Below are 25,798 nucleotides of genomic sequence, written 5' to 3'. Positions count from 1 at the left end.
CGGCATCCCCCTGGGGAGACCCGGCGCTTCTTGACAGGCGGAATGGCCGCGCTGTGTATGCTTATTTGGTTCCGGTATGGCCGAAGCCGCCAGCCCCCCGTTGGGTATCCGTCAGCTCCTCCACCTCCACCAGCTCCACCTCGGGCACAACCTGGATCACCATCTGGGCGATCCGCTCGTTGCGGGTGATGGTAAACGGCTCCTGCCCCAGATTAATGAGCAAAACCTTCACCTCGCCCCGGTAGTCGGCGTCGATGGTGCCCGGCGAGTTCAGGCAGGTAATGCCGTGCTTCAGCGCCAGCCCGCTGCGCGGACGGACCTGGGCCTCCAGGCCGCGCTCCATGCTCATGGCGAAGCCTGTGGGAATGAGCCGCCGCTCTCCCGGATGCAGAATCACCGGCTCCGTTACCGCGGCATGAAGATCAAACCCGCTGGCCAGCTCCGACATCCTCCGGGGGAGCAGCACATCCTCATTGCCCGGCAGTTTTTTCAGTTGCACCTGAAACAAAGGTATCCCTCCTGAATCCCTTGATGGCCTCATCCGACTGGCCCACCATGGCCAATGCAAACGGACGGTTGAAAATTTCCTTGGTCAGCTCCCGCACCTGGTCCAGCTGCACCCTTTCGATCCGCTCGATAATCTCATCCAGACTGTAATGCCGGCCCAGCATCAGCTCGTTTTTGCCCAGGCGGTTCATCCGGCTGCTGGTGCTTTCAAGGCTTAGGATCAGGCTGCCCTTCAGCTGCTCCTTGCCCTTGCGGAGCTCGGCCTCGGTCATCCCGTTCTGAATAATGTCCCCGATAATCTCCATGGACACCTTCAGCACCTCTTCCGTCTGCTTGGGCGCTGTGCCCGTATAGATGGTAAACAGACCCGAATCCAGGTACGCCGTATGATAGGAATAAACCGAATAGGCAAGCCCTCTTTTTTCGCGGATCTCCTGGAACAGCCGGGAGCTCATGCCGCCGCCGATGGCGTTGTTCAAAAGGATCATAGCGTACTGCCGTTCATCCTTCATGGAGCAGCCCGGCAGGGACAGGCAGATATGATTTTGTTCTGTGGCTTTGTGATGGTACAGAGAATCGGAATGGAATACCGGCTTCTCCAGGGCAATATCCTTGCCGGAGTTGGCGTAAGCGCCGAAGTGCTGCTCCACCAGCTTCATCACATCGTCGTTGAAATTGCCCGCCATGCTCACCACAATATTGCCGATGCCGTAAAATTCCTGCATGTACATCCGCAGATCCTCGGATTGGAAGCGGTGCAGATTCTCCTCCAGACCCAGGATCGTCTGGCCCAGGGCATGTTCGCCGAAGGCGGCTTTGGCCATCAGATCATGGACCAGATCATCCGGGGTATCCTCGTACATGGAGATTTCCTCCAGGATGACATTGCGCTCCTTCTCCAGCTCCGCCGGATCAAACCGGGAGTGGAAGAACATATCCGCCAGGACCTCCATGGCCAACGGCAGATGCTCATCCAGCACTTTTACGTAATAGCAGGTATATTCCTTGGTGGTAAACGCATTTATGTTGCCGCCGATGCCATCGAAAATCTCCGCAATATCCTTGGCGGAATGGCGGTCCGTACCTTTAAACAGCATGTGCTCGATAAAATGGGAAATCCCGTTTTGGGCACGGCCCTCGTTCCGCGAGCCCGTTTTGGCCCATATGCCAAAGGAAACGGACCGGCAAGTGGGGATATGCTCCAGCACAACTCTCAATCCGTTAGGCAATGTATAATGATTCAAGTGTGTTCCTCCTTAAGGGTTTTCGCGTAGGCGAAAACTGGCTTCGCAAGCATCCGCCGGTCATCCCTCGTGCCGCGCAACCTTAAGTTTATCACTTGCCCAGACTGGTTTCCAGTTCAGGCACCCGTTCGGGAGAAATTAATTCGCTGACTGTGCCCAGGGCCAGTCCTTTTTTCTTCGCAGCCTTGATCATGCCGGGCAGCGCCTGGGAGGCGGAAGCGGTGGGATGCATGAGAATCATCGCCCCCGGCTCCAGCTTGGACGTTATCTTGGCGACCACATCCTCCGGCCGCGGCTTCTGCCAATCCACCGTATCGATGGTCCATAGAATGGTCCGCAGCTTCATGCTGTATGCAATTTCCACCGTCTCCTGGTCATAGTCTCCCGAGGGCGGAGCAAACAGGGTATTCTTCACCCCGATTTTCTCCAACAGCTCCTGGGTTTTGCGGATTTCCTCCTCCGCCTTGGCCCGGGACAGCTGGCTCATATTTTTGTGGGAGTAGGCATGATTGGACAATTCATGTCCTTCGGCCCCGATCTCCTTGGCCTTCTCCAGATTTTTGGAAAGCCAGGTGCCATCAAAAAAGAAGGTGGCATGGACATTTTCCTTGCGCAGGGTTTCCAGCATGGACGGCAGGTACTCATCCCCCCATGCCACATTGATCATCATCGACACCATCGGCTTGTCCGGATTGCCCCGGTAAATAGGCTGCGCCCCCAGGTCATCCAGATTGGCGGTCGGCGCAACCTCCTTGTATACATAAGGAAGCGGACTGCCCGACGGCAGGGGAAGCGCCAGCCGGTAGGTTTTGTCCACGTCAATTTCCCGGCCGTTCAGCCCGGGAATGGCTTTCCAGATCCTGTCCAGCCGGGCGTTCTGGGGAGGGATGCGGGTTTTCTCCGCCTCATCCTGAATTCGCTTCAGCAGCTCCGGATCGGAGTTCTCCGCCGCGCGGCTCCACACCGCCACCGCAAGAGGCTCGGCGGATGGAGAGGCTCCCCCCGCGGGAGACCATCCTCCCTCTCCTTCGGCCGCCGTCTGAACCAGCCGGTTTCCCCCGCCGCTTTGAACACCAGCTATATACTCCACCACCGCAGGCGTGCGGCTGATTCCCCATACCAGCAATGCAGCCGACAAAAACGTCAGCGCCTTTATTCGCGGATCTTTGGCATTCATCTACTCCAGCACCTCGACATATGCTTTTTCTCATAGTATGCCTAATTGGACAAGGTTATGTGAAGCGGAAATGTGAAAAATAGCCGCGAGCATGGAAGTTCATGCCGGGTAAAGGGAGAGTGGCCTCGGAAAGGGAGGTTATGGCGGGTAAAAGAGGGATGGAGCGGATGGAAGGTCGTGGCGAGTAAAAGAGGGATGCTGCAGAATGGGAGGTCGTGGCGGGTAAAAGAGGGATGGAGAGTGGGAATAAGGAGAGGATGGTGGGTGTAAGCGGCAACAAATGTTTGCTATTTGCCCCTTTGCCTCTGAAACACCCATTTAGCGTACATAAAATGTTTGCTAACAGGCTGAAATGCCCCGTTTAACGAGCCTTTTTGCGAAATAGCAAACATTTTAGGTATGCTATTTCGCAAAAAAACCGTGATTTGGGTGAATAGCGTACATTTGATGCTCGCTATCATTGTTTTGGTTAGTTTGTTGGAGGTCAGGAGCGGGACGACTTCCGAAGCACAATGGGCACAAACAAATCCATCAAATGGTATCCCGTCTGTTCTTTAAATACCTTCGGCGTAAATATATGCCCCATGTCGTAACGCTCATGAGGATCATTGGCAGGAGTCGACACCTCAAAATACTCATTTTGCTCCACCCACTTGCGAATCATGGCATTCACCTTGGGAATCTCGTCTCCGTCAATGGCAGATGCAACAGCGTACAAGCCGCCGGGAAATGAAAACACCTCAAATCCGCCGGTATCCTCCATGCCATGCGTTAACGCAAACAGCCACTCAAACCGGTTGGTGCGGGCATTAAACCACAGAAAATCCCGGGGAGCCAGATAGTGGCGGGTATCCACGCTGCTGAACCAATGATCAAATGCGTCCAAATCCGCTTCTCCTGAACGGGCCATCAGAACCGGAGGGATCTCGATAACACGGATATCGGGCAGCTTCTCCAGCTTTTCCGTCACCTCCAGCATCCGGTTGACCGCTTCCGTTTCCGGTCCAGTCTCCCGGCCGGAAGCAGCAGCAAGCTGGCGCTCCACCCCCTTGGCCTTTTCAAACAGAAGACGGACATCCCCGGCATCAGGAAAATGGGGGGCTTCAATAAGCCGGATAAACTCCAGCACAATCTCCTTCAGCTCCTGCAAAAGCGCCATCTCCCCGTCGATGCCCGCCACCTTCCGTTCCAGCACCTCCAACACCACCTCCGTGCTGGGAGAGCTGAATATCCGGCAAATATCCTTCACACTAATATTCAGCTTCCGCAGCACCAGAATCTGCTCCAGCCTTTTTAAAGCCTTCTCATCATACATCCGGTAGGCGTAATCTTCGCTGCGGACACTTTCAATCAACCCCATATCCTCGTAATACCGAAGCGTGCGGGCCGTAATATCATACTTCAAGGCTACTTCCCTGATCTTCACCAGCTCTTCCATGCCTCTCCTCCTATGCTGAGCCTAAGTTCCATACCCTCAGCATACTCCCTTCCCCAGCGTCAAAGTCAAGGGAGCTTCCGCACTGGTCTGATATACTTAAAAAACCGCTCCGGATCATGATACATGTAAATGATTCTGCCGGGGGAGGCATCAAAGCAGTAACCGGTGCCTGCAAATTCAAAGGTTGCCATTGCCTTTTCTATCTTTTCCTCCACACTGCGGTTTTGCTGCTCATAATCGAATGGCCCGTGTTCAAAAACAAGATACTCGGCTTCGGGAACATCAATCATAAGCATTTGTGGAGGCACCTCTCCCTCATAATCAAAAGGAAGACGGACGCCATAACACTCTGTACGTGGAATACCCCAATCGCAGAGTCTGCCGTCCGGGTCATGAATGTACGCCATAATCTGACCGCTGCCGCTGTTGGATTCGCTCCCGCCATCGTCATCCAATTTGCCCTTGATACTATCGAGTAAGCCGCAAATGGTTTCGCAGTCCTGTCCCGGAATATGGCTTTGCTTTTGCCAAAAATCCCAATACCCATTGCTCTCATAGTTTTTAATGTGCAAAAATTTGTGTGCGGGAATGGTCACAAAATAAACCTTAACCTCATCGGCAGATTTCACCATACCAATCTCTCCCAATCCAAAAAAGTAGCGGTCGAAAGGGTTGATTTTTGTACGGAGGATCACAGGCATCGAATGTTTACGGTAATCACCGGGAGCAACACCATAGGTCGCCTTGAAAGCCCGTGTAAAGGCCTCATGTGATGAAAAACCATAATCAAAAGCGATGTCCAAAATGCTTTTTTCGCTATCCCGCACCTCCTTCAGCGCAAAGGCTAACTTTCTAAGCCGCAGATACTCCCTGAACTGCATACCGGATATTTCCTTAAACTTTCTCGTAGTATGAAATTCGGAATAACCCAACTTGCGAGAAAGGAACCGTAGCGTGATGGCTTCACCGTTATGATGTTTAATACATTCGTCAATTTCATCAACGATGATTTGGATCTGCTTGTGCCACTCGTACATAGGTCCGTTCACCTCGTTTCAACCACTCTATCATCATTATAGAGTAATGGAAATTGCAGTGACTTGATTTTACTTGCGGAAAAAGAAGAACTATTTCTTATGGCGCAACAAACGAGAAATCAGTCAGCTCCTCATAGCTATACGCCTTGTCAATCAAACCTTTGGTTTGCGTCCACTGTACAATATCGTCGAAACGCTCCCGTTCGATGGTACCGGCATGTTCGAAACCGCTGGTCAGACCAGTCAAATAAGCGCCAATTTGCTCGGGGAACTGATAGCGGATCAGAATGTCCACATATTGGGACGGATCGGTGTCGTTCATATAGTCGATAGCGCGGTTGTAGGCCTTATAGAAAGCGGCGATATCGCCGGGATAACGCTTGATCATTTCGTCCGTGAACAGAAGCGTGCCGCCTTTGATGCCCGCCTCTCTGGAGCTGCCGAGCAGATGGGCGCCCTGCTTGACCAGCATGCCAGCCTGCGGCTCGGTGAATACAACGCCGTCGATCTGATCCGACAGCAGCGCTTCCGCACGGCCGGCAAACGACGGAATCTCGACGATGCTGTAGCTGAAGCCGTCCTGCTGTGCGAATTGATCCATTATGTATTCCAGAATAAAATTGGGTACCAGCGACACTTTTTTCCCGTTTAGCTTGTTCATGGCCGTTATGCCGGAGGCAGGCGAAGACAAGATTTTAAAATCCTCGCTAATGTCGGACGTGACGGTCATTGCAATGCCGTTATGCCGGAAGGCCGCCGCGGTCATCACATCCGCAATGACGGCGTCCAGTCCCTTCGCCTGCACGGCGATATTCCTGTCGCCCGGCGACGAGAACGCCTTGATCTCGATCACAGCCCCTTCTTCCTTCAGGAACCCCTTCTCCTGAGCCAGAATAATCGGAATAGCCGCTTCAGCCGGCAAAATACCAACAACAAACTTTTTTCCCGAGGGGGCGCCCACTCCCAATCCCGACGCCGATTCCGCCGGCATTCCCGTCCCCGGTTCCGGCGCCGCGGCTTTCCCGCTGCAAGCCGTTATTATCATCAGCAGCATGGCTGTCCATAATGCAAATCCTGTTAGTTTCCTCATCATTCCCACATCCTGTTATAAAATATGTTTGAACCGCTCCATATCCATCAAATATGGCACAACATTGCGCCGAAGCTGCAAGGGATCGCTGTCCAGGCCGTTTCGCCCCGGCTCAGTGGTAAACGCCAGCTTGAAGCCTGCTTGTCGCAGCAAGTCCACATTGCGCGCATCATACAACCCGAACGGGTAAGCGAAGACATCACGCGCCTGGATGACAGGATGAGCGTTGCATTGCTCCAGATCGGCGGCCAACGCCGCATCGTCGGACCGAAGCAAATCGCTTGCTTCCGGGCCGTAACGCCGGTGCATACAGTCTGTATGATTGGCAAATTCGAATACATCGGTCATATCCGCCAACTCGCTGGAAGCCATGCAGACCGACTTGTCCGGATCGAAGGGGCGAGCCTGATCATGCAGCCAGCCCGTAACGACAAACGCGACGGCACGCAAACCGTACTGCCGCAGCACGGGCAAGGCATAAGTCCGAACCGACTGAAAGCAATCGTCGAAGGTCAGCAACACGGAACGTTCGGGAAGCGGCTTCCCGGTTGCGTAATGCTGCCGGATTTCCTCAAGCGACAGCGCATAATAGTTTTGTTCGTGCAAATAAGCCATTTGTTCGGCGAATTGCTCCACGGTGACGAACAGCGGCGCGGGCAACACATCGTTATATGACTGCTTCACATCGATGGGGGACGGACGCTCCGGATCAAAGTCCCGCGCCTCCCGCAATTCATGGTACATCAGAACGGAATACGTCATGGTGCTATTTCCTCCCGGTACTTGATAAATCCAAGCTTAACATGCCAGCTGGGTTCGCTCTGGTGACAGATGTCACATTTGACGCAGCAACAGCAGGTATGATTCGTCCGGAGCAAGTGATAATGAATTGTCCGTTTCCGGCGCTTGTGGTATGATTTTGGCACAAAATACCGCTGTCTGCTGCTGTGTCGTCTATCGCCGGATAGCAGCGAGACAGTCGGGAAGAGAGGCGCACAAAGAATGCAACCTTTTGTGGAATTGGCCGATTTGACCGTACGGCTTGGCGGCCAAACGATTTTTCACCGGCTGCGGCTGGAGTTGAAAAAAGGAGTGTCCTATGCGTTAATCGGGAAATCGGGAGTCGGCAAAAGCACGCTGCTAAACGTCATTGCCGGGTTTATCCAACCGTCCGAAGGGAGCGTTATGGTGGATGGCGCGGAGGTACTGCGGCCACGCCGGGGCACCGCTTTTCTGATGCAGGAGCTTGGTCTTTTCCCCTGGCAAACCGTTTATGAAGCTGTCCATATGCCGCTTCGGCTGAGCGGGAAACAAGACACTGGTGAGGTGCAGAGAAACAAGGTGATGCAGCTGCTGCGGGAGATGGAGTTGGACACCCATTGTGACAAATATCCGCATGAGCTGAGCGGCGGGCAGCGGCAGCGCGCAGCCTTGGCCCGCACGCTTGTCGACGACCCCGATTTCCTGCTGATGGACGAGCCCACCTCCTCGCTTGATTCCGTCACCAAACATGCGATGCAGGATCTGATGCTGGCGCAGCTGCAGCGGCGGCAAACGACTTTGCTTATGGTGACGCATGATATTGAAGAGGCGGTTATGATGGGCGAACATATTTTGCTGTTAAGGGAACAGGGAAAGATCGAGAGCAGAAGCAATCCGTTTTACGGATGCGCCAATCCCCGGGAACAGCTGGGGTTCTATGAGACCTGCATTAGCATCCGGCAATGGATGAATGCGGAACGGAGTGAATATGCGGCGGCGGATTGAGGCGATCAAACGGGTGCAACGGACGATTTGGACTCAGCTCGCCGGTTTCCTCAGCTTTGTGCTTTTGTGGCAGCTCCTCCACTCCCTGCTCGATACCCATACGATTCCGCCGCCGCTTTCGTCGTTCCCATACTTGCTGAAGCAGCCGCTGCTCCTGCACGCCCTTGCCAGCATTGCGCGCGTGCTCGTGGCCGTTGCGATTGCTTTGCTGATTGCCGTGCCGGCCGGCATTTTATTGGGAACTGGCAAGTGGTTTGGGCGTCTGCTGTCGCCGTTTGTTTATTTTGTATATCCCATTCCGAAGGTGGCGTTCCTTCCCGTATTTATGCTGCTTTTTGGCCTTGGGAATACATCGAAAATTATGCTGATCATCTGGATCATCGTATTCCAGATTATGTTATCTGTACGGGACGGCGTTGCGCAAGTGCCCGAGCCTTATTTCCGCGTCATGAATGGCTTTGGCGCTTCCCGGGGGCAGGTGTGGCGGTATCTTGTGCTGCCGGCCATCCTGCCGCATATTTTCTCCGGCTTGCGGATCAGCATCGGCATATCGCTGGCATCGCTGTTTTTTGCCGAAAATTACGCTACTGACTACGGCATCGGCTACCTTATCATGAGCGCGTGGGCCCGCATGAATTACGCAGAGATGTTCTGCGGCATTGTGGTAATGGGCTTGGTCGGTCTCTTGCTGTTCAAGTCGCTGGACGTTCTGCAGGCATGGTGTGCACCATGGACGAAGCCGGCCGCGGAGAAGGCGTGACGATTGATGTCGGCCCCTCCATACAGAATGGCTTGTCGGCAAGGCAAACTCCGCTCCCCCACAGGCACCACGTACCGGAAGAACCCCCGCCAAAAGCGAACAGCCCGGAGAAAGACGCGGATTACGCGTATTCTCCGGGCTGTATAAGCGCTCACTGCACCATAGTTGCCTTCCGCGACAGATTTACGCGGCCTTGATTGTCGATCTCGGTGACCTTCACGGTGATCTTGTCGCCGATATTTACCACGTCTTCCACCTTGGCTACGCGCTCGGTGGACAGCTGGGAAATATGGACAAGACCTTCCTTGCCCGGCAGCACCTCAACGAATGCGCCGAACTTCTCCACACGCTTGACGGTGCCCAGGTAAGTTTCGCCCACCACAACCTCGCGGACGATGCTCTCGATAATCTCCCGGGCGCGCTCGTTGGCGGCCTGGTTGCTGGAGGCAATGAAGATGCTGCCGTCCTGCTCGATATCGATTTTGACGCCGGTTTCCTCGATGATCTTGTTGATCACCTTGCCGCCGGCACCGATAACCTCGCGGATCTTGTCCGGGTGGATGGACATGGTGATGATCTTGGGCGCATACTGCGACAGCTCCTTACGGGGCTTGTCGATAGTGGCCAGCATCTTCTCCATGATGAACATCCGGCCCTTATAGGCCTGCTGGAGAGCTTCCTTCAGGATGTTGCGGTCGATGCCGTCGATTTTGATGTCCATCTGAATGGCGGTCACACCCTTGGCGGTACCGGCCACCTTGAAGTCCATATCGCCCAGGTGGTCTTCCATCCCTTGGATATCGGTCAGAATGGAAACATGGTCGCCATCCTTGATCAGACCCATGGCCACACCGGCAACAGGAGCCTTGATCGGCACACCTGCATCCATCAGAGCCATGGTGCTGGCGCAAATGGAAGCCTGGGAGGTGGAGCCGTTGGATTCCAGAACCTCGGATACCACGCGGATGGTGTACGGGAATTCCTTCTCATCCGGCAGCACCATCTCCAGCGCACGTTCGCCCAAGGCGCCGTGTCCGATTTCCCGGCGTCCCGGTGGACGGAGCGGACGGGCTTCGCCTACGCTGAAGGGCGGGAAATTATAGTGGTGCATAAACCGCTTGCGCTCTTCCAGGTCGATGCCGTCCAGCATCTGCTCGTCGCCGATGGAGCCCAGAGTGGCAATCGACAGAGCCTGGGTTTGGCCGCGGGTGAACAAGGCAGAGCCGTGGGTGCGGGCCAGGAGAGAGGTTTCGCAGGCAATGGGACGGATTTCGTCCAAAGCCCGGCCGTCGGGACGCACCTTGTCATGGGTGATCAGGCGGCGCACTTCTTCCTTGACGATATCATAAAGAACTTCCTTCACATCGGCAATCTTGGCGGAATCTTCCTCGTAGACCGCTTTGAAATGCTCCACCGTCTCCGCATTCACCGCTTCGATGGCTTCTGTACGGGCATGCTTCTCGGCGATGCGCACCGCTTCCACCAGCTTCTCCTGGGCAAAGGCGCGTACATCGCTGTTCACAGTTCCATCTACAGCATGGAGCACAACCTCCATCTTGGGCTTGCCTACACGCTGGACAAACTCCTCGATGGCGTTGCAAATCTTCTTAATTTCCTCATGACCGAACATGATGGCTTCCAGCATCACATCTTCCGGGAGCTCATGGGCTTCGGCTTCCACCATCATAATGGCGTCCTTGGTGCCGGAAACAACTAGATACATCTCACTGACAGCAGCTTGCTCCACCGTCGGGTTAATCACAAACTCGCCGTTTACCCGGGCAACAATCACGCCCCCGATAGGTCCGTTGAAGGGAACATCGGAGATGGCCAAGGAACAGGAGGTGCCGATCATGGCGGTGATTTCAGGAGAATTATCCTGATCCACACTCATAACCAGGTTCACGATTTGCACATCATTGCGGAAGCCTTCCGGGAAAAGCGGACGAATGGGACGATCCGTCAACCGGCTGGAGAGAATCGCCTTCTGGGACGGACGTCCTTCGCGCTTGATATAACCACCGGGAATCTTGCCGACTGCATACAAACGTTCTTCATAGTTTACGGTCAGCGGAAAGAAATCCAGGTCCTTCGGGTCCTTCGATGCAGTAACCGTACATAATACGGCGGTATCTCCATAACGGGCCATAACGGCTCCGTTGGCTTGCTTGGCCAGCTTGCCGGTTTCCAGAACAAGCGTGCGGCCGCCGATTTCCAATTTCATCTGCTCCATACCTTGCCTCCTGATCAATTTTGCGCCAGTGAAAGCTGGCATCATTCGCTTGCCTTCAGGCATCTTAAGCTGTCTGTTTCCACGGTATGTAACGCCCTGCCTGTCCCATAAACACCATCCCCCAAAAGTGACAAGATGCTCCATAGCGAAGTCCGGGTACTTTTGGGAGAGCCCCCGTATGAAGAGCGTTAGGACTAAAACGGACGGCAATGTCTGATAAATTCAACATGTTGTTTAGTATTTCCTTCTTTTTCATGCCTAATCTGGTGAAAATACAGAAAAAGCAACCAATTCTGATCCATGCGTCGGTAACAGCACGGCAATCATTGGTTGCTTTCCCATGATCTGCACCGCAGCCTTGGGACCGTTAGACGGACGCTGCGGCACCCGCAGTTTAAGCTAACAGCGTATGACTGGCGTCATAGGCCTCTAACCTTATCTACGAAGACCCAGTTTCTCGATAAGAGCGCTGTAGCGTCTAACATCCTTGTTCTTCAAGTATGCCAAAAGACTACGGCGGTGACCGACCATCTTCAAAAGGCCGCGGCGGGAGTGATGATCCTTCTTGTGCACGCGCAAGTGGTTAGTCAGGTTCGTGATGTTTTCCGTAAGGATAGCAATCTGAACCTCGGGAGATCCGGTATCGGATTCATGAGTCTTATGGTCCAGAATCAGTTGATTCTTGCGTTCTTGAGTCAATGCCATCCTGTTCACCTCCTTATTATAGTAAATTGCATCCCCGTTAGCCCAGTAACCGCCGGAGCAGCGGGAGACCAAGCCAAGGTTCTTGAATGCCGCCGGAAAGCTTCGTTTTCAGGCGACATGAAACAGTATAGCACAAGCCCTGCGTCAAGTAAATGTCAGCTTAGCATTTCTTTTGCCAAAATCATATCCCGGGTTATCTGGGCCACCAGTTCCTCCGCCGAGCCGAACTTCCGCTCATGCCGGATAAAGCCGATAAACCGGATGGTTACTTCCGCGCCGTATATATTCTGATTGAAATCGAATAAATGGGTTTCCAGGGTCATCGCCCCCTCTGCCTTGGCAAAGGTAGGCTTCCAGCCGATGTTCATCACTCCGCGGTGCCACTGACCGTCATGCAGGAATTGCACCGCATACACGCCCCTCCCGGGGATAACATACCCGGCCGCCGTTTCCACATTGGCAGTAGGCATGCCGATGGTGCTGCCTCTGCCCTCGCCGGTGACCACCTTGCCCGTTATGGAATATGGGCGCTCCAGAAGCCGCGCCGCCTTTTCCACCTGGCCGTTGGCCAGACATTCCCGGATCAGCGTGCTGCTGACTTTTTCCCCATTAAGATGGTAAGGGCTGACCACTTCCACACCAAACCGGCCCCGGGCCAGCTCCATGAGACGCTGCGGAGTGCCTGCCCCCTTATGGCCGAAGGTAAAGTCAAACCCGACCACAACAGCTGCCAGCTTGCCGGCAACCAGAATATCCTCCACAAACTGCTCCGGCGGCAGCTGGGCAAAAGTCTCATCAAATCCCACCAGATACACCCGCTGCAAACCAAGGGCTTCAAACAGCTGCAGCTTATCCTGAATCGGCGTCAGCGAATCCCGGTATTGGGGATGGCCCAGCACCTCCCGGGGATGGGGGTGAAAGGTCATCACCGCTGGCGTCAAAGCCTTGCGTTCGGCTTCCTCCACAGCAGCCCGGAGAACCTTGTGGTGCCCGGCGTGAACGCCGTCAAAATCCCCGATGGCCATCACCTGGGACGGACCGGATTCAATAACGGAAGCAATCGCATCCGGTGTTGCCTGTATACGAAATATCTCCAACTCTCTCCACCTACCTATAGAAACCGATCAAACCTCCGGCAAAAACACCTTCTCTGCCGCCAGCGTCCGGCCGTCTTCCTCCAGCCTGAACAGGCCGAGAAAATCCGCTCCGGGCCCGTACACCCGCTTCAGCACACGCATCTCTTCAGGCAGCTCCAAGGCCGGCTGAGCAGCCGCGGCTCCAACAGCCAATCGGATTTTTTTGCCTTGGCGGGCATGTACCGCTTCCTCCGTCCCTACCTCCACGGCAGGAAAAAAAGAGATGGCCTGGTCCGCAGGAATAATCCATTGGGCCAATGCCCCGTCCCCCTGACGCTTCGCCTCCGCCAGCTCCTCCAGCGTTGCGCATTGCGTTCGGGTCATCCCGCCGGTTCCCGTTCTGACCAGCTCGGCCATTACAGCCGGATAGCCGAGGGCCCGTCCGATATCGGAGCACAAGGTGCGGATGTAGGTTCCCTTGGAGCAGCGGACCCGGAACACAATCTCCGGCGACGGCACATCCAGCTTCACCGATAGGATATGTATGCTGTGGATGGACACCTGCCGAGGCTGGCGCTCCACTACCTCACCGCCGCGGGCAAGCTCATACAGCCTTTTTCCATCCACCTTCACTGCCGAATACATGGGAGGAATCTGCTGGATCACGCCGGTGAACTGCTTCATCACCTCATGGATCTGCTGCTCGCTGACCGTAACCTCGTCGGCGCGCTCAATCACGCTGCCGGTCAGATCCTCCGTATCCGTGGCCAGCCCGATCACCAGCCTGGCCTCATATTCCTTGGGCATTTCCTGAATATATTCCACCAGACGGGTCGCCCTGCCCAGGCATAAGGGAAGGACACCGGTTACCATGGGGTCCAAGGTGCCCGTATGTCCAATCCGCTTCATTTTAAGAATGCCCCGGGCCTTGGCCACCACATCATGGGAAGTAAACTGAACAGGCTTCCAGATGGGCAAAACGCCTTCCAAACTCATGGCAGCCCCCTTTTGACTTCCTGAAGCACCTGCTCCACCACCTGGCCAAGCGTCCCCTTTACGGTGCAGCCTGCCGCCCGGATATGCCCCCCGCCGCCAAAATGCTGGGCAACCGCGGCCACATCCGCCAGCCCGGCGGAGCGGAAGCTGACCTTCCACTTTTCTTCGTCAATCTGCTTGAACAATAGCCCTACCTCAACGCCTTCAATATTGCGGGGATAATTCACAAGCCCCTCCAAGTCGGCATTCTGCGCGTGGGAATCCGCCACATCCTGCAGCATAACACTCACCCAGGCAATCCGCTTGTCCTCCGAAAAGTCAAGGGCGGCCAACGCCTTTTGCAGCACCATCACATGGGATAAGGTCAGCTTCTCCAGCAGCTGGTCCGCCAGATCATTGCCGTCCACGCCGTATTCCAGCATTTCCGAAGCAATCTGCAGCACACGGGGGGTTGTGTTGGAGTAACGAAAGCCGCCCGTATCCGTCAAAAGCCCGGTGTAAATGCAGTCCGCCAAAGGTTTGGTCCAACGGATGGAAAGAAGCGTCGCCAAATCGTAAAGCACCTCCGCCGTAGCGGCGGCATCGGCGCGGATCAGGTTGACCCGGCCAAAGCCGTCATTGGTGGGGTGGTGATCAATATTGAGAATCGGCGCAGCGGCATGAAACCATTCCTTCACCAATCCGATCCGCTGGTAATCGGCGCAATCCACCGCAATGACGCAGTCGAAAGCCGGGGGCGGCGAGCCGCTTCCCTGCCGGGAATAGTTCAGAATCTCGTCTGACCGGGGCAGCATGGCAAACTTGAAGGGGACTTCCCCTTCGTTTACCAGCACAAAAGATTTACCCAGAAATTGAAGCATCTGCCCTACAGCCAAGGTGGAGCCGATGGCGTCCCCGTCCGGATTCACGTGAGACACCACCAAAAAGCGGTCATGCGCCTGAATAAACGCCTTGGCTTCATCCAGCTGCTTCCGGTACGCGTCAGCAAGCGAAGACGAATGGGGTGCGCTCATGATTCGCCATCCTCATGAATCCGGTGAATAAGCTCCTCGATGCGGCTGCCGTAAGCAACCGAATTATCGATGAGGAAAATCAGCTCGGGAACAATGCGAAGCCTTACCCGTTTGGACAATTCCGAGCGGATGAAGCCCTTGCCGCGCTCCAACGCCTTCAGCGTATCCTGACGCTCCTGGTCGGAGCCAAGAACGCTCAGGTATACCTTGGCCTGGGAAAAATCATTGGTAACCTCTACACCGGTTATGGTGGTGAAGCCCATCCGCGGGTCCTTAAACTCGGTTTGCAAAATAAGGCTGAGCTCCTTCTTAATTTGTTCCCCTACCCGGCCGGTGCGAATTTTGGCCATGGCTGTCTCACCTCTCTACGCTCTCCATGATAAATGCTTCTATAATATCCCCTTCCTTCAAGTCGTTAAACCGGTCAAGGGTAATGCCGCATTCATAACCCTGCGCCACTTCCTTGGCGTCATCCTTGAAGCGCTTGAGGGAATCGATCTTGCCTTCGTACACCACGATGCCTTGGCGGATGATACGGGCCTCGGCGGAGCGGGTAATCTTGCCGCTGATAACCATACAGCCGGCGATGGTGCCCACCTTGGAAATCTTGAAGGTATTGCGGACCTCCGCCTGGCCGATGACACTTTCCTTGAACACCGGGTCCAGAAGGCCCTTCATGGCGGATTCGATCTCTTCGATCACCTTGTAAATGACGCGGTGCAGGCGGATATCCACCTTCTCCTGCTCGGCGGTAGCCAATGCAGCCGGCTCCGGGCGGACGTTGAAGCCGATAATAATCGCATTGGAGGCAGAGGCCAGAATGATGTCGGACTCGGTGATGGCACCTACGCCGGCATGCAGAATCTTAACCCGCGCGCCTTCCACTTCGATTTTTTCCAGGGAGCCGCGGAGAGCTTCCACGGAGCCTTGCACGTCGCCCTTGATGATCACGTTGAGATCCTTGATTTCCCCTTCCTTGATCTGCTTGAACAGATCGTCCAGGGTAACCCGGGTATTGGCCCCCATATCGGCCTGACGCTGCTGGATAGTCCGCTTGTCAGCAATTTCCCGCGCCTTGCGCTCGTCTTCGAAGGCAAGGAACATGTCGCCGGCTTGCGGCACTTCCGTAAGCCCGGTAATTTCCACCGGCGTGGACGGTCCGGCTTCCTTCAGGCGCTTGCCCTTGTCATTGACCATGGCCCGAACACGGCCGAAGGTATTGCCGGCGATAAAGGAATCGCCCACCTTGAGGGTACCGTTCTGCACGAGCACCCGTGCAACCGGACCCTTGCCCTTATCCAGCTCGGCTTCGATAACCGTACCTCTGGCCCGTTTGTTGGGGTTGGCCTTAAGCTCTTGAACATCCGCCACCAGAAGGATCATTTCCAGCAGGTTTTCCAGACCCATGCGCTGCTTGGCGGAAATATTGGCGAAAATGGTGTCGCCGCCCCACTCCTCAGCCACCAATTCGAACTCCATCAGCTCTTGCTTGATGCGGTCCGGGTTGGAATCGGGCTTATCGATCTTGTTGACAGCCACGATAATCGGCACCTTGGCCGCCTTGGCATGGGCAATGGCTTCCTTGGTTTGAGGCATAACGCCGTCGTCGGCAGCCACAACCAGAATGGTGATATCCGTCACCTGTGCGCCGCGGGCACGCATGGAGGTAAAGGCTTCGTGGCCCGGGGTATCCAGGAAGGTAATCTTGCGGCCGTTGATTTCCACTTGGTAAGCGCCGATATGCTGGGTAATGCCGCCTGCTTCGCCTTCCGACACATTGGTATGGCGAATCGCATCCAGCAGGGTGGTTTTACCGTGGTCGACATGACCCATGATGGTGACAACCGGAGGACGCTCCAGAAGATCGGCGGGATCGTCATTCTCTTCCGTAGCCTCGATATTGGTTTCATCAACGGGAATCTTCAGTTCCACTTCTACGCCGTAATCGTTGGCGAGAAGCTGGATGGTATCCAAATCCAGCTCCTGGTTGATGGTGGCCATCACGCCCAGGAACAGAAGCTTTTTGATCAGCTCGGATACATCCTTATGCAGCAGCTTGGCGAATTCGCCCACTGTCATGGTGCCGCGGACAATAACCTTCTTGGGGGTATTGTCGATCTTTTCTTTCCTGACAGGAGTTTGCTGCTGGTTCCGGCCTCTGCCGAATCGGTTGCCGCCCCGGTCGTCGGAACGTTTGGGAGCCGGTTTGCTGCTGCGTTTGCCGCCGCCTACCTTGGCTGCGCCTGCTGCGGGAAGATCCAGCACAATATCGTCATCCGCCGATACATTGGTAGGTACGCGGATCGGCTTATCCTGTACGGGCTTCCTGGCTTGATAGTCGTTGCGGCCATGTTCGCCGCGGTTCTTATCCCGGTCGTTGTTTCTGCGTGTGGGCGAGCTGCTGACAGGCGCGCCTGCGGACTGCAGAGCCGATGCCATGGCGCCCAGTCCGGGTCCGCGGTCATCCCGGCGCTGGAAGCCGCCTTGGCCTCCTTGGCCCCCTTGACTGCCTTGGCGCTGATAGCCGCCTTGGCCGCCGCTTTGACCGTCGCGGCGCTGGTAACCGCCTTGGCCTCCCTGACCACCTTGACCTTCACGGCGCTGGTAACCGCCTTGGCCTCCTTGACCGCCTTGACCTTCACGGCGTTGGTAGCCGCCTTGGCCGCCTTGACTGCCGCTGCCTTGACCGTCACGGCGCTGGTAGCCGCCTTGGCCCCCTTGACCGCCGCCGCCTTGGCCCTCACGGCGCTGGTAGCCGCCTTGGCCTCCCTGACCGCCGCTGCCTTGGCCTTCGCGGCGCTGGTAGCCGCCTTGGCCTCCCTGACCGCCGCTGCCTTGGCCTTCGCGGCGTTGGTAGCCGCCCTGGCCGCCTTGGCCGCCGCTGCCTTGGCCTTCACGGCGCTGGTAGCCGCCTTGGCTGCCGCTGCCTTGACCCTCGCGGCGTTGGTACCCGCCTTGACCGCCGCTGCCTTGACCCTCGCGGCGCTGGTAGCCGCCTTGGCCGCCACTGCCTTGGCCTTCGCGGCGCTGATAGCCGCCTTGACCGCCGCTGCCTTGACCTTCGCGGCGCTGATAGCCGCCTTGGCCGCCGCTGCCTTGGCCTTCGCGGCGCTCTGCCGGTGCAGCAGACGCTTCCGGCGCCCGCGGCGCGGGTGCAGCACTCTCCACGGACTGCTGCGGCTTGGCGGCCGCTTCTGCGTTTGCCGCAGGCGCTTCTGTCTTGGCAGGCTGCGCCTGCACCATGGAAGCCTGCTTCTTCTCCGACGCAGGCGGCGTGGAGGCGGCTACGTTGCCGGAGCTCTCCGCTACACGCTTGGCGGCCGCATTGGCTTTAACGTCACGAAAAAATTGTTCCACAGAGCCAACCATGTTGGGCTCCAGCACACTCATGTGATTGTTTACGGTAATTCCCTGTCTTTTTAAAATAGTAATAATCTCCTTGCTGCTCATATTTAAGGTTTTGGCGTATTCGTAGACTCTCAGCTTGTCTTTGTTATCCTGTTTGTCCTGTTTTGTCAATGTTCTTCCACCTCCGCAGGTTTTGCCAAGCCCTGGGCGATTCTGCCGGCGAATCCGTCATCCGTCACGGCCAGGACCACCCGGTTTACCTTGCCCACCGCCGCCCCAAGCTCAAGACGGGTGCCATACTCCACTAGCGGAATTTGGTAATGTGAGCATTTATCCCTATACTTTTTCTGCGCATTGGCGGCGGCATCCACAGCCAGAATCACCAGCTTGGCTTCGCCTGAGCGCACCGCCTTCAACACCGTATCATCGCCTGCCAGCACCCGTCCGGCCCGCATGGCAAGCCCCAATGTAGACAATGATTTATTCATCATCAGACTCCAATTCCTTCAGGGCGTGGAATTCATCCTCCACCCGAATGAAATCCTGCTCCAACTGGTCATAAATATCCGGGCTCACCGCCTGCTTCAGGGCTCTGTCCAGCGCTTTGCTTTTCTTCGCCAGCTTGAAGCAGGAAGCCTTGCCGCATAAGTATGCGCCCCGGCCGGACTTTTTACCGGTTAAATCTATGAGAATTTGCTCGTCCGGGGTGCGGACGACGCGAATCAGTTCCTTCTTGGCCTTCATCTCCTGGCAGGCTACGCACTTCCGGAGAGGAATTTTTCTAGGTTTCACTGTTCCACCACCCGTTTGCCGCAAGATTTGGCTCCGTGCTCCAGCCGTACGGCTAGTCGATGCTCACCGAATCCTGGTGCATCAGCTCGGACGAGGTTTTGGGCCGGCCGTATTCCTGCTCGGCTTGCGTCTCGCTCTTGATATCGATCTTCCAGCCGGTCAGCTTGGCTGCCAGTCTGGCGTTCTGTCCCTTGATGCCGATGGCCAAGGAGAGCTGGTAGTCCGGCACGATGACCCGGCACATTTTTTCGCTTTCGAACACATTGACCTCCACCACCTTGGAAGGGGACAGGGCATTGGCCACATATTCGTCCACATTTTCGGACCAGCGCACAATATCGATTTTTTCACCCTTCAGTTCAGTGACGATGGTTTGCACCCGGATACCCTTGGGGCCGACGCAGGAGCCTACCGGTTCAACCTCGGGATTGCGGGAATGGACGGCAATCTTGGAGCGGAAGCCCGCTTCCCGGGCGACGGAGCGGATTTCCACCACACCGTCGTAAATTTCCGGCACCTCCAGCTCGAACAGACGCTTGAGCAGGCCGGGATGGGTTCGGGAGAGGATGATCTGGGGACCCTTGGTGGTATTCTCCACCTTGGTGATATACGCCTTAACCCGGTCGCCGTGGGTGAACTTGTCGCCCTGCATCATCTCGCCAACGGGAAGCACCGCCTCCACCTTGCCCAGATCCACGTACAGATTGCGCATGTCCTGGCGCTGCACGATGCCCGTCACAATGTCTTCTTCCTTGTCAATGTAGGCATTGTAGATCAAGCCGCGCTCCGCCTCGCGGATACGCTGGGTCACCACCTGCTTGGCCGTCTGGGCGGCAATCCGTCCGAAGTCCTTGGGCGTAACCTCAATCTCCACAATATCCTCCAGCGTGTAGCTGGGGCTGACCTGGCGCGCCGCTTCCACGGAAATCTCCATCCGCGGGTCCTGCACATTCTCCACTACCGTCTTGCGGGCATATACCTTGATGATGCCGGTCATTTTGTTGATGTCCACCCGGACGTTCTGGGCTGTATTGAAATTGCGCTTATATCCCGAGATCAGCGCCGCTTCAATGGCTTCCAGCAAAATGTCCTTGCCAATTCCTTTTTCTCTCTCCAATTCCGACAGGGCTTCAATAAAATCAGCGTTCATGGGAATGGAATTCCTCCTTTCAATGTGCAACCGTTCAAGGTTTATCTGTTAAAACACGATGGCCAAACGCGCGCTGGCCAACTTTGCGGAAGGAATTTCATGGCTCTTCTTGCCCATTCTGATCTTCAGGCCCGTCTCGTCATAGGCTTCCAGCATTCCTTCAAATTCCTTCAGTCCGTCCACCGGCTCATAGGTGGTGACAAAAACATGCTTGCCCACCGCCTTCACGAAATCCGCCGGCTTCTTCAGCGGCCGCTCCGCGCCGGGAGAGGAAACCTCCAGGAAATAGGCGCCGGGAATGGGATCATTCTCATCCAGCTTCTCGCTTAAGTATTCGCTGACCCTGCCGCAATCGTCGATGTCGATGCCCCCGTCCTTGTCCACGTAAACCCGGAGGAACCAGTTGCTTCCCTCCTTCACGTATTCAATGTCGACCAGTTCAAAACCGTTTTCGTCGAGAAACGGCTTGACCATGCTCTCAACTGCCGATTTTATCTGCAAGCTCAAAACACAATGCCCCCTCATACGCGGTTATTTCTGCTTATTGTTCCTCTGCAATCCCTGCTCCCGGAGCTAACAATTCCCGCTGAAAAAGGGCGTAAAAGCCTGTTTTTTCACGGAAAAGCCCCTATTCAAAGAGCAAAGAGTGGGTTTCCCCACTCTCGACCGTCGTGCAGTATCCAACATCACCTATAGAAGTATAGCACAGATGTTGCATTATTTACAATAGAAACCATGGAACTGCGGGCCAAGGAGCGGGGCAGCCCCCGGATTATTTGGCTTTAATGAAAGATTCCTCTCCAAGCAGCCCTGACTTCATTTTAAAACAGGGAAAGCTGGTTGGAATCCGGCAGCCCCCGGAAGCAGCCCATGGTCCGCATCAGCTCCACAATCGTCTTGGTGGCGCGGCTGCGCTGCTGGAAGTCCTCGATGGAGAGGAACTCCCCTCCCTCTTCCTTGGCCGCGGCAATCTGCTTGGCGGCATTCTCGCCGATGCCGTCCACCGCGGAGAAGGGGAACAGCAGCTTGTCCCCGTCCACCAGGAACTTGGTAGCGTGGGAGCGGTAAAGATCCACCGGCTTGAAGCCGAAGCCGCGGGCTGTCATTTCCAGGGCCATTTCCAGGATGGAAATCATCGCCTTTTCCTTGGGGGTGGCCTGGAAGCCCTTGCCCTCGATCTCCAGGAGCTTGCTTAAGATAGCATCATAGCCTTGGCAGAACAGCTCCACCTCGAAGGATTCCGCCCGGACCGTAAAGTAGGTGGCATAAAATTCAATGGGATGATACAGCTTGAAATAGGCCGTCCGCACCGCGGAAATAACATACGCCGAGGCATGCGCCTTCGGGAACATGTACTGGATTTTCTCGCAGGAGTCTATGTACCAGGCAGGCACATTGCACTTCTTCATTTCTTCCTTCCACTCGTCGCTTAAGCCCCGGCCCTTCCGTACGCTTTCGGTGATTTTAAAGGCCAGCCCGGCATCCATGCCCGCTTTATAAATGAGATAGAGCATAATGTCGTCCCGGCAGCCGATAACCGTTTTGATGGTGCAGGTGCCGTTTTTGATCAATTCCTGGGCATTGCCCAGCCAAACCCCTGTTCCGTGGGACAGACCGGAAATCTGCAGCAAGTCGGCAAAGGTGGACGGCTGCGACTCCTCCAGCATCTGGCGCACGAACTTGGTGCCCATTTCGGGTACGCCATAGGTGGCCACTGTGGAGCGGATTTGCGCCGGAGTAACCCCCAACGCCTCCACCGAGTTGAACATGCTCATAACCTTGGGGTCGTTCATGGGAATGGTGGTGGGATCAATTCCCGTCAAATCCTGGAGCATCCGCATCATGGTCGGATCATCGTGTCCCAGAATATCCAGCTTGAGGAGGTTTTCCTCAAAGGCGTGGTAATCGAAGTGGGTGGTTTGCCAATCGGCGCTGGTGTCATCCGCCGGGTACTGCACCGGCGTAACATCCTCCACATCAATATAGTCGGGCACAACCACGATGCCGCCGGGATGCTGGCCAGTGCTTCGTTTGACGCCGGTGCAGCCAGCCGCCAGACGGTTGATTTCCGCCAGCCGCCAGGTGTTGCCCTTCTCCTCCTCGTACTTTTTGACGAAGCCGAAGGCGGTTTTTTCGGCAACCGTGCCGATGGTGCCGGCGCGGAATACATTTTTCTCGCCGAACAGCACCTTGGTGTAGTTATGGGCCACCGGCTGGTAATCGCCGGAGAAGTTCAAGTCAATATCGGGAACCTTGTCCCCCTTGAAGCCCAGGAAGGTTTCAAAGGGAATGTCCTGGCCCTCGCCCTTCAGCGGACCGCCGCATTGGGGACAATCCTTGTTGGGCAGGTCGAAGCCCGACGGTATGCTGCCGTCCGTAAACCACTCGCTGTATTTGCAGGCCGGGCACATATAATGGGGCGGCAGCGGATTAACCTCGGAGATGCCCAGCGCCGTAGCCACGAAGGAGGAGCCTACGGAGCCCCGGGAGCCTACCAGATAGCCGTCCGAGTTGGATTTTTTCACCAGGCGCTCGGATATCAGATAGTTGGCGGAGAAGCCGTAGCCGATAATCGGCTTCAATTCCTTCTCCAGCCGGGCGGTGACAATCTCCGGAACCGGCTCGCCGTACATGTTCTTGGCGGTGTCATAACACTTGGTGCGGATTTCCTCCTCCGACCCTTCGATGATAGGGGAAAACAGACCGTTGTCCGTAGGGCCGCCGCTTTTGGGGAACAGCTTGATTTCCTCAAACTCGTCCGCCAATGCGGAGGTATTCTCCACTACCACCTTATGGGCCGTTTCCTCGCCCAAAAAGGCGAATTCCCGCAGCATCTCCTCAGTGGTGCGCAGATGCACATCCGGCTTGCGCTGATCCTTCAGCGGACTGAACCCGGTAATGCCGTGGATGGTGATATCCCGGCAGATTTTGTCCCGGGGATGGAGGTAATGGACATTGCCGGTGGCGATCACCGGCTTGCCCAGCTTGCGCCCGATCTCCACAATCCGCCGGACCGCCGACTCCAGATCCTCGCGGCTGCCGACGAGCCCTTTTTCCACCAGATGCATATTCACCTCGGGCGGTTGAATTTCCAAGACATCATAAAACATGGCGACGTTCTCGGCTTCCTCCACCGACTTATTCAGCACCGTCTCGAAAAACTCGCCCTTCTCGCAGCCGGAAATCACCAGAAGCCCTTCTCTGTATTCCGTCAGCACACTTTTGGGGATGCAGGGCACCCGGTTGTAGTATTTCGTGTGGGAGAGGGAAACCAGCTTGTACAGATTCTTCTTTCCCGCTTGGGTTTTGGCATAGATGCAGCAATGAAACGGACGCTGATTGGACAAATCCTTGCCTACATAATCATTCAGCTCGGCCAAACCAGTTATGCGCCGGTTCTCCGCTTCCTTGATCAGATGGAACAGCACATATCCCAGAGCCTCGGCATCGTCCACGGCGCGGTGATGGTTCTCCAAGGAAACCTTGAACCGGTCGGACAGGGTATTCAGCCGGTGGTTCTTCAGGTTGGGCAGAAGCAGCCGGGCCATTTCCAGAGTATCCAGCACCGGATTGTCCATAGGCGGCTGGCCCAGGGATTTCAGGTTAGCCTGGATAAAGCCGATATCGAACCGGGCGTTATGGGCTACCAATACGGCATCTCCCACAAACTCCCGGAATTTGGGCAATACATCAACCAGCTCAGGAGCATCCCGGACCATATCGTCGTTGATATTGGTCAGCTGCTGGATATTGTAGGGGATGCGCTCATGGGGATTCACAAAGGTGGCAAACCGGTCGATGACCTTTTCATCCCGCATTTTGACCCCGGCCAGCTCGATAATCTTGTTATTGATAACGGACAAGCCCGTGGTCTCGATATCGAAGACCACATACTCCGCTTCCTTCAGCGGGCGCTCCTCCGGATTCAGCACAATGGCCACACTGTCGTTGACCACATTGGCTTCCATGCCGTACAGCACCTTGATGCCGTGCTTTTTGGCCGCTTTATTGGCATCGGGATAGGATTGGACCACGCTGTGGTCGGTAATGGCAATAGCCTTGTGGCCCCATTTGGCAGCCGTCTTGATATATTCATCCACAGGAGTCAGGCCGTCCATGGCGCTCATATTGGAATGAAGATGGAATTCCACCCGCTTCTCGGGGGCATTGTCCTTGCGCTCCGCCGGAGGCACCACCTCATTGACATCCTGGGGCACCATCATCAGCTCGGGGGGATTCTGGAACCGGTCATATTCCACCTTGCCCCGCAGCTTCAGCCATTTGCCGTTGGCGATGAGGCTGTAAATCTTCACGTCTTCCTTGGTTTTGGCGAAGGCCTTGATGGACAAGGAGCTGGTAAAGTCGGTGATATTGAAGGAGAACAGCACCGTGCCCGTTTTTAATTCCTTGGACTCCAGACCGAAGACCATGCCCTGGATAGCGACCTTCTTCTCCTCCTCGGTAATCTGCTGCAGGGGAACGGCGTCCTCGCGGATATCGTAGCCTACCATCAGCTTGAGATCCGCATCCGAGCCCTTGGAAGCCTCTTCCTCCCGGACAATGGAGGTAAGAATCTCCTGGGTGACGCTTTTGCCTTCCTCGGATACCTGGCGGGCGAACTGGTCGTAGATTTCCTCTTTTTCCTGCCGGGATTCGGTCACCTTCAGCTTCACCTGATAGGTTCCGGAGAAATACCGCTCATAGAACTGGCGGACCAGAGCGTCTACCTGCTTCTTTTTGGCCAGCTCCAGCCCGATTTGGTCCAGAAGGGTCACGGTCAGCACCGTACCGCTGGCTTCCATCCTGGCCTTGGCCAGCCAGCCGTTGATGGAGGCCGATTCCCGCTGGGCCCACTCCACAAACAGGCTCCAGTATTCCTCCGCCAACGCTTCCGGCGTTACCGCATTTGTATAGTGGAAGGTCAGCTTGATCTCTGCAATATGGCGGAACTGGTCCCGGATTAATTTGACGAAGCTCCGGTAAATATCCCGCGGCACCAAAACCGCATTCACCAGATGAAAATGCCACTCCCGGTTGGAGCGGCTGACTTCCACCATATCGATGTACCCATCCGAAAAATATGCTTCCGCCACGTCTGCGGGAACCTGAGCCTGCCCAAGCAGCAGCTCAAACCGTTTCCTCTTCTCCGCAGGGTTACTCATGGGGACACCTCCGTATCTTTCAATCTTCCGTTCTTGCCGGTCACAGACATAAATGCCGCACCTTCTATTGTGGGGGGAAGGGACAAGGTTCGTCAAGACCTTTTGGAAGCAATTGCGCTGTTGCCATCCAGCCATCAGACTATCCGGCTATCCGGCTATCCGGACTGAGAATCCGTTATTTTGCTGAAAAACGGGCTTCTGATGATTTCGCGGACAGACGATACGCTATTTCTCTGCAAACCTCCCAATCCTGCTCTTTTTCAGCACATAGCGGATTCTGTGTCCGCTCAAATGAAAAAACGC

Annotated in this window: 21 protein-coding genes; 2 read left to right on the top strand and 19 right to left on the bottom strand. The window is 55.6% G+C overall.

Annotation, left to right across the window (positions count from 1 at the left end; all coding sequences use genetic code 11):
- Positions 1–61 precede the first annotated feature (61 nt).
- The 7 genes from dut to DQG13_RS07620 all read right to left on the bottom strand — a co-directional run bounded on the left by dut (position 62) and on the right by DQG13_RS07620 (position 7,255).
- A complete protein-coding gene (dut, locus tag DQG13_RS07650) occupies positions 62–541 on the bottom strand; it encodes a dUTP diphosphatase (protein ID WP_181592632.1) in 480 nt (159 codons plus the stop codon).
- Positions 471–1,751: a M16 family metallopeptidase gene (locus DQG13_RS07645; RefSeq protein WP_113019159.1), complete on the bottom strand. Its 1,281-nt coding sequence runs from the start codon at positions 1,749–1,751 to the stop codon at positions 471–473. Before DQG13_RS07645 ends, dut begins: the two co-directional genes overlap by 71 nt.
- 91 nt (positions 1,752–1,842) lie before the next feature.
- Complete coding sequence (locus DQG13_RS07640; protein ID WP_113019158.1) at positions 1,843–2,928, bottom strand: polysaccharide deacetylase family protein; 1,086 nt, start codon at positions 2,926–2,928, stop codon at positions 1,843–1,845.
- Between the two features lie 484 nt (positions 2,929–3,412).
- Positions 3,413–4,366 (bottom strand): MerR family transcriptional regulator, encoded by a 954-nt coding sequence (locus DQG13_RS07635; protein ID WP_113019157.1) that lies wholly within the window; start codon positions 4,364–4,366, stop codon positions 3,413–3,415.
- A 65-nt stretch (positions 4,367–4,431) separates the two neighbouring features.
- Entirely contained in the window at positions 4,432–5,403 is a 972-nt protein-coding gene (locus DQG13_RS07630) for a helix-turn-helix transcriptional regulator (protein ID WP_113019156.1), read from the bottom strand.
- 97 nt (positions 5,404–5,500) lie between these two features.
- Complete coding sequence (locus tag DQG13_RS07625; protein WP_258525523.1) at positions 5,501–6,496, bottom strand: ABC transporter substrate-binding protein; 996 nt, start codon at positions 6,494–6,496, stop codon at positions 5,501–5,503.
- 12 nt (positions 6,497–6,508) lie between these two features.
- On the bottom strand, positions 6,509–7,255 hold the full coding sequence (locus tag DQG13_RS07620; protein WP_113019154.1) for a polysaccharide deacetylase family protein: 747 nt from the start codon (positions 7,253–7,255) through the stop codon (positions 6,509–6,511).
- A gap of 240 nt (positions 7,256–7,495) precedes the next feature.
- On the opposite strand from DQG13_RS07620, the gene DQG13_RS07615 reads away from it, so the two are divergent.
- Positions 7,496–8,260 (top strand): ABC transporter ATP-binding protein, encoded by a 765-nt coding sequence (locus DQG13_RS07615; protein ID WP_113019153.1) that lies wholly within the window; start codon positions 7,496–7,498, stop codon positions 8,258–8,260.
- The gene (locus tag DQG13_RS07610) at positions 8,244–9,020 is read left to right on the top strand and encodes an ABC transporter permease (protein ID WP_113019152.1); all 777 of its coding nucleotides are present in this window, start codon (positions 8,244–8,246) and stop codon (positions 9,018–9,020) included. The genes DQG13_RS07615 and DQG13_RS07610 overlap by 17 nt, the downstream gene beginning before the upstream one ends.
- A 151-nt stretch (positions 9,021–9,171) precedes the next feature.
- Here the strand turns inward: DQG13_RS07610 and pnp are convergent, their stop codons facing one another.
- The 12 genes from pnp to DQG13_RS07550 all read right to left on the bottom strand — a co-directional run bounded on the left by pnp (position 9,172) and on the right by DQG13_RS07550 (position 25,495).
- Positions 9,172–11,253, bottom strand: a complete 2,082-nt coding sequence (gene pnp, locus DQG13_RS07605) for a polyribonucleotide nucleotidyltransferase (RefSeq protein WP_113019151.1) — start codon at positions 11,251–11,253, stop codon at positions 9,172–9,174.
- A gap of 435 nt (positions 11,254–11,688) precedes the next feature.
- Positions 11,689–11,958 carry a 30S ribosomal protein S15 gene (rpsO, locus tag DQG13_RS07600; protein ID WP_113019150.1) on the bottom strand — a complete coding sequence of 90 codons (270 nt, stop codon included), beginning with the start codon at positions 11,956–11,958 and terminating at the stop codon, positions 11,689–11,691.
- Positions 11,959–12,113: 155 nt separating this feature from the next.
- On the bottom strand, positions 12,114–13,055 hold the full coding sequence (locus DQG13_RS07595) for a bifunctional riboflavin kinase/FAD synthetase (RefSeq protein ID WP_258525522.1): 942 nt from the start codon (positions 13,053–13,055) through the stop codon (positions 12,114–12,116).
- A gap of 27 nt (positions 13,056–13,082) precedes the next feature.
- Entirely contained in the window at positions 13,083–14,030 is a 948-nt protein-coding gene (truB, locus tag DQG13_RS07590; protein ID WP_113019149.1) for a tRNA pseudouridine(55) synthase TruB, read from the bottom strand.
- Positions 14,027–15,043 carry a DHH family phosphoesterase gene (locus tag DQG13_RS07585; protein ID WP_113019148.1) on the bottom strand — a complete coding sequence of 339 codons (1,017 nt, stop codon included), beginning with the start codon at positions 15,041–15,043 and terminating at the stop codon, positions 14,027–14,029. Before DQG13_RS07585 ends, truB begins: the two co-directional genes overlap by 4 nt.
- Complete coding sequence (gene rbfA, locus DQG13_RS07580; RefSeq protein ID WP_113019147.1) at positions 15,040–15,393, bottom strand: 30S ribosome-binding factor RbfA; 354 nt, start codon at positions 15,391–15,393, stop codon at positions 15,040–15,042. The genes DQG13_RS07585 and rbfA overlap by 4 nt, the downstream gene beginning before the upstream one ends.
- Before the next feature lie 7 nt (positions 15,394–15,400).
- Positions 15,401–18,562: a translation initiation factor IF-2 gene (infB, locus tag DQG13_RS07575; protein ID WP_113019146.1), complete on the bottom strand. Its 3,162-nt coding sequence runs from the start codon at positions 18,560–18,562 to the stop codon at positions 15,401–15,403.
- Positions 18,559–18,879, bottom strand: a complete 321-nt coding sequence (locus tag DQG13_RS07570; RefSeq protein ID WP_113019241.1) for a L7Ae/L30e/S12e/Gadd45 family ribosomal protein — start codon at positions 18,877–18,879, stop codon at positions 18,559–18,561. The genes infB and DQG13_RS07570 overlap by 4 nt, the downstream gene beginning before the upstream one ends.
- Entirely contained in the window at positions 18,872–19,183 is a 312-nt protein-coding gene (rnpM, locus tag DQG13_RS07565) for an RNase P modulator RnpM (protein ID WP_113019145.1), read from the bottom strand. The genes DQG13_RS07570 and rnpM overlap by 8 nt, the downstream gene beginning before the upstream one ends.
- Positions 19,184–19,235: 52 nt before the next feature.
- Positions 19,236–20,333 carry a transcription termination factor NusA gene (gene nusA, locus DQG13_RS07560; protein ID WP_113019144.1) on the bottom strand — a complete coding sequence of 366 codons (1,098 nt, stop codon included), beginning with the start codon at positions 20,331–20,333 and terminating at the stop codon, positions 19,236–19,238.
- A 48-nt stretch (positions 20,334–20,381) separates the two neighbouring features.
- On the bottom strand, positions 20,382–20,858 hold the full coding sequence (gene rimP / locus DQG13_RS07555) for a ribosome maturation factor RimP (RefSeq protein WP_113019143.1): 477 nt from the start codon (positions 20,856–20,858) through the stop codon (positions 20,382–20,384).
- Positions 20,859–21,154: 296 nt separating this feature from the next.
- Positions 21,155–25,495 carry a PolC-type DNA polymerase III gene (locus tag DQG13_RS07550; RefSeq protein ID WP_113019142.1) on the bottom strand — a complete coding sequence of 1,447 codons (4,341 nt, stop codon included), beginning with the start codon at positions 25,493–25,495 and terminating at the stop codon, positions 21,155–21,157.
- Positions 25,496–25,798 lie beyond the last annotated feature (303 nt).

The sequence above is a fragment of the Paenibacillus sp. YN15 genome (genome assembly GCF_003285005.1).
Classification (GTDB): Bacteria; Bacillota; Bacilli; order Paenibacillales; family NBRC-103111; genus Paenibacillus_AR.
The sequence above is the reverse complement of the archived record's forward strand: the minus strand, read 5'-3'. Positions and strand labels throughout refer to the sequence as shown.

What these genes read in the sequence shown, in the direction of transcription:
- truB (WP_113019149.1), bottom strand. Translation starts at nt 14,030, where the DNA reads ATGAGTTTGGAAGGCGTTTTGCCCATCTGGAAGCCTGTTCAGTTTACT.
- DQG13_RS07625 (WP_258525523.1), bottom strand. Translation starts at nt 6,496, where the DNA reads ATGATGAGGAAACTAACAGGATTTGCATTATGGACAGCCATGCTGCTG.
- DQG13_RS07635 (WP_113019157.1), bottom strand. Translation starts at nt 4,366, where the DNA reads ATGGAAGAGCTGGTGAAGATCAGGGAAGTAGCCTTGAAGTATGATATT.
- DQG13_RS07585 (WP_113019148.1), bottom strand. Translation starts at nt 15,043, where the DNA reads ATGAGCGCACCCCATTCGTCTTCGCTTGCTGACGCGTACCGGAAGCAG.
- DQG13_RS07640 (WP_113019158.1), bottom strand. Translation starts at nt 2,928, where the DNA reads ATGAATGCCAAAGATCCGCGAATAAAGGCGCTGACGTTTTTGTCGGCT.
- DQG13_RS07570 (WP_113019241.1), bottom strand. Translation starts at nt 18,879, where the DNA reads ATGAATAAATCATTGTCTACATTGGGGCTTGCCATGCGGGCCGGACGG.
- rimP (WP_113019143.1), bottom strand. Translation starts at nt 20,858, where the DNA reads ATGAGGGGGCATTGTGTTTTGAGCTTGCAGATAAAATCGGCAGTTGAG.
- DQG13_RS07615 (WP_113019153.1), top strand. Translation starts at nt 7,496, where the DNA reads ATGCAACCTTTTGTGGAATTGGCCGATTTGACCGTACGGCTTGGCGGC.
- DQG13_RS07620 (WP_113019154.1), bottom strand. Translation starts at nt 7,255, where the DNA reads ATGACGTATTCCGTTCTGATGTACCATGAATTGCGGGAGGCGCGGGAC.
- dut (WP_181592632.1), bottom strand. Translation starts at nt 541, where the DNA reads ATGAGGCCATCAAGGGATTCAGGAGGGATACCTTTGTTTCAGGTGCAA.
- DQG13_RS07630 (WP_113019156.1), bottom strand. Translation starts at nt 5,403, where the DNA reads ATGTACGAGTGGCACAAGCAGATCCAAATCATCGTTGATGAAATTGAC.
- DQG13_RS07550 (WP_113019142.1), bottom strand. Translation starts at nt 25,495, where the DNA reads ATGAGTAACCCTGCGGAGAAGAGGAAACGGTTTGAGCTGCTGCTTGGG.
- DQG13_RS07610 (WP_113019152.1), top strand. Translation starts at nt 8,244, where the DNA reads ATGCGGCGGCGGATTGAGGCGATCAAACGGGTGCAACGGACGATTTGG.
- nusA (WP_113019144.1), bottom strand. Translation starts at nt 20,333, where the DNA reads ATGAACGCTGATTTTATTGAAGCCCTGTCGGAATTGGAGAGAGAAAAA.
- pnp (WP_113019151.1), bottom strand. Translation starts at nt 11,253, where the DNA reads ATGGAGCAGATGAAATTGGAAATCGGCGGCCGCACGCTTGTTCTGGAA.
- rbfA (WP_113019147.1), bottom strand. Translation starts at nt 15,393, where the DNA reads ATGGCCAAAATTCGCACCGGCCGGGTAGGGGAACAAATTAAGAAGGAG.
- rpsO (WP_113019150.1), bottom strand. Translation starts at nt 11,958, where the DNA reads ATGGCATTGACTCAAGAACGCAAGAATCAACTGATTCTGGACCATAAG.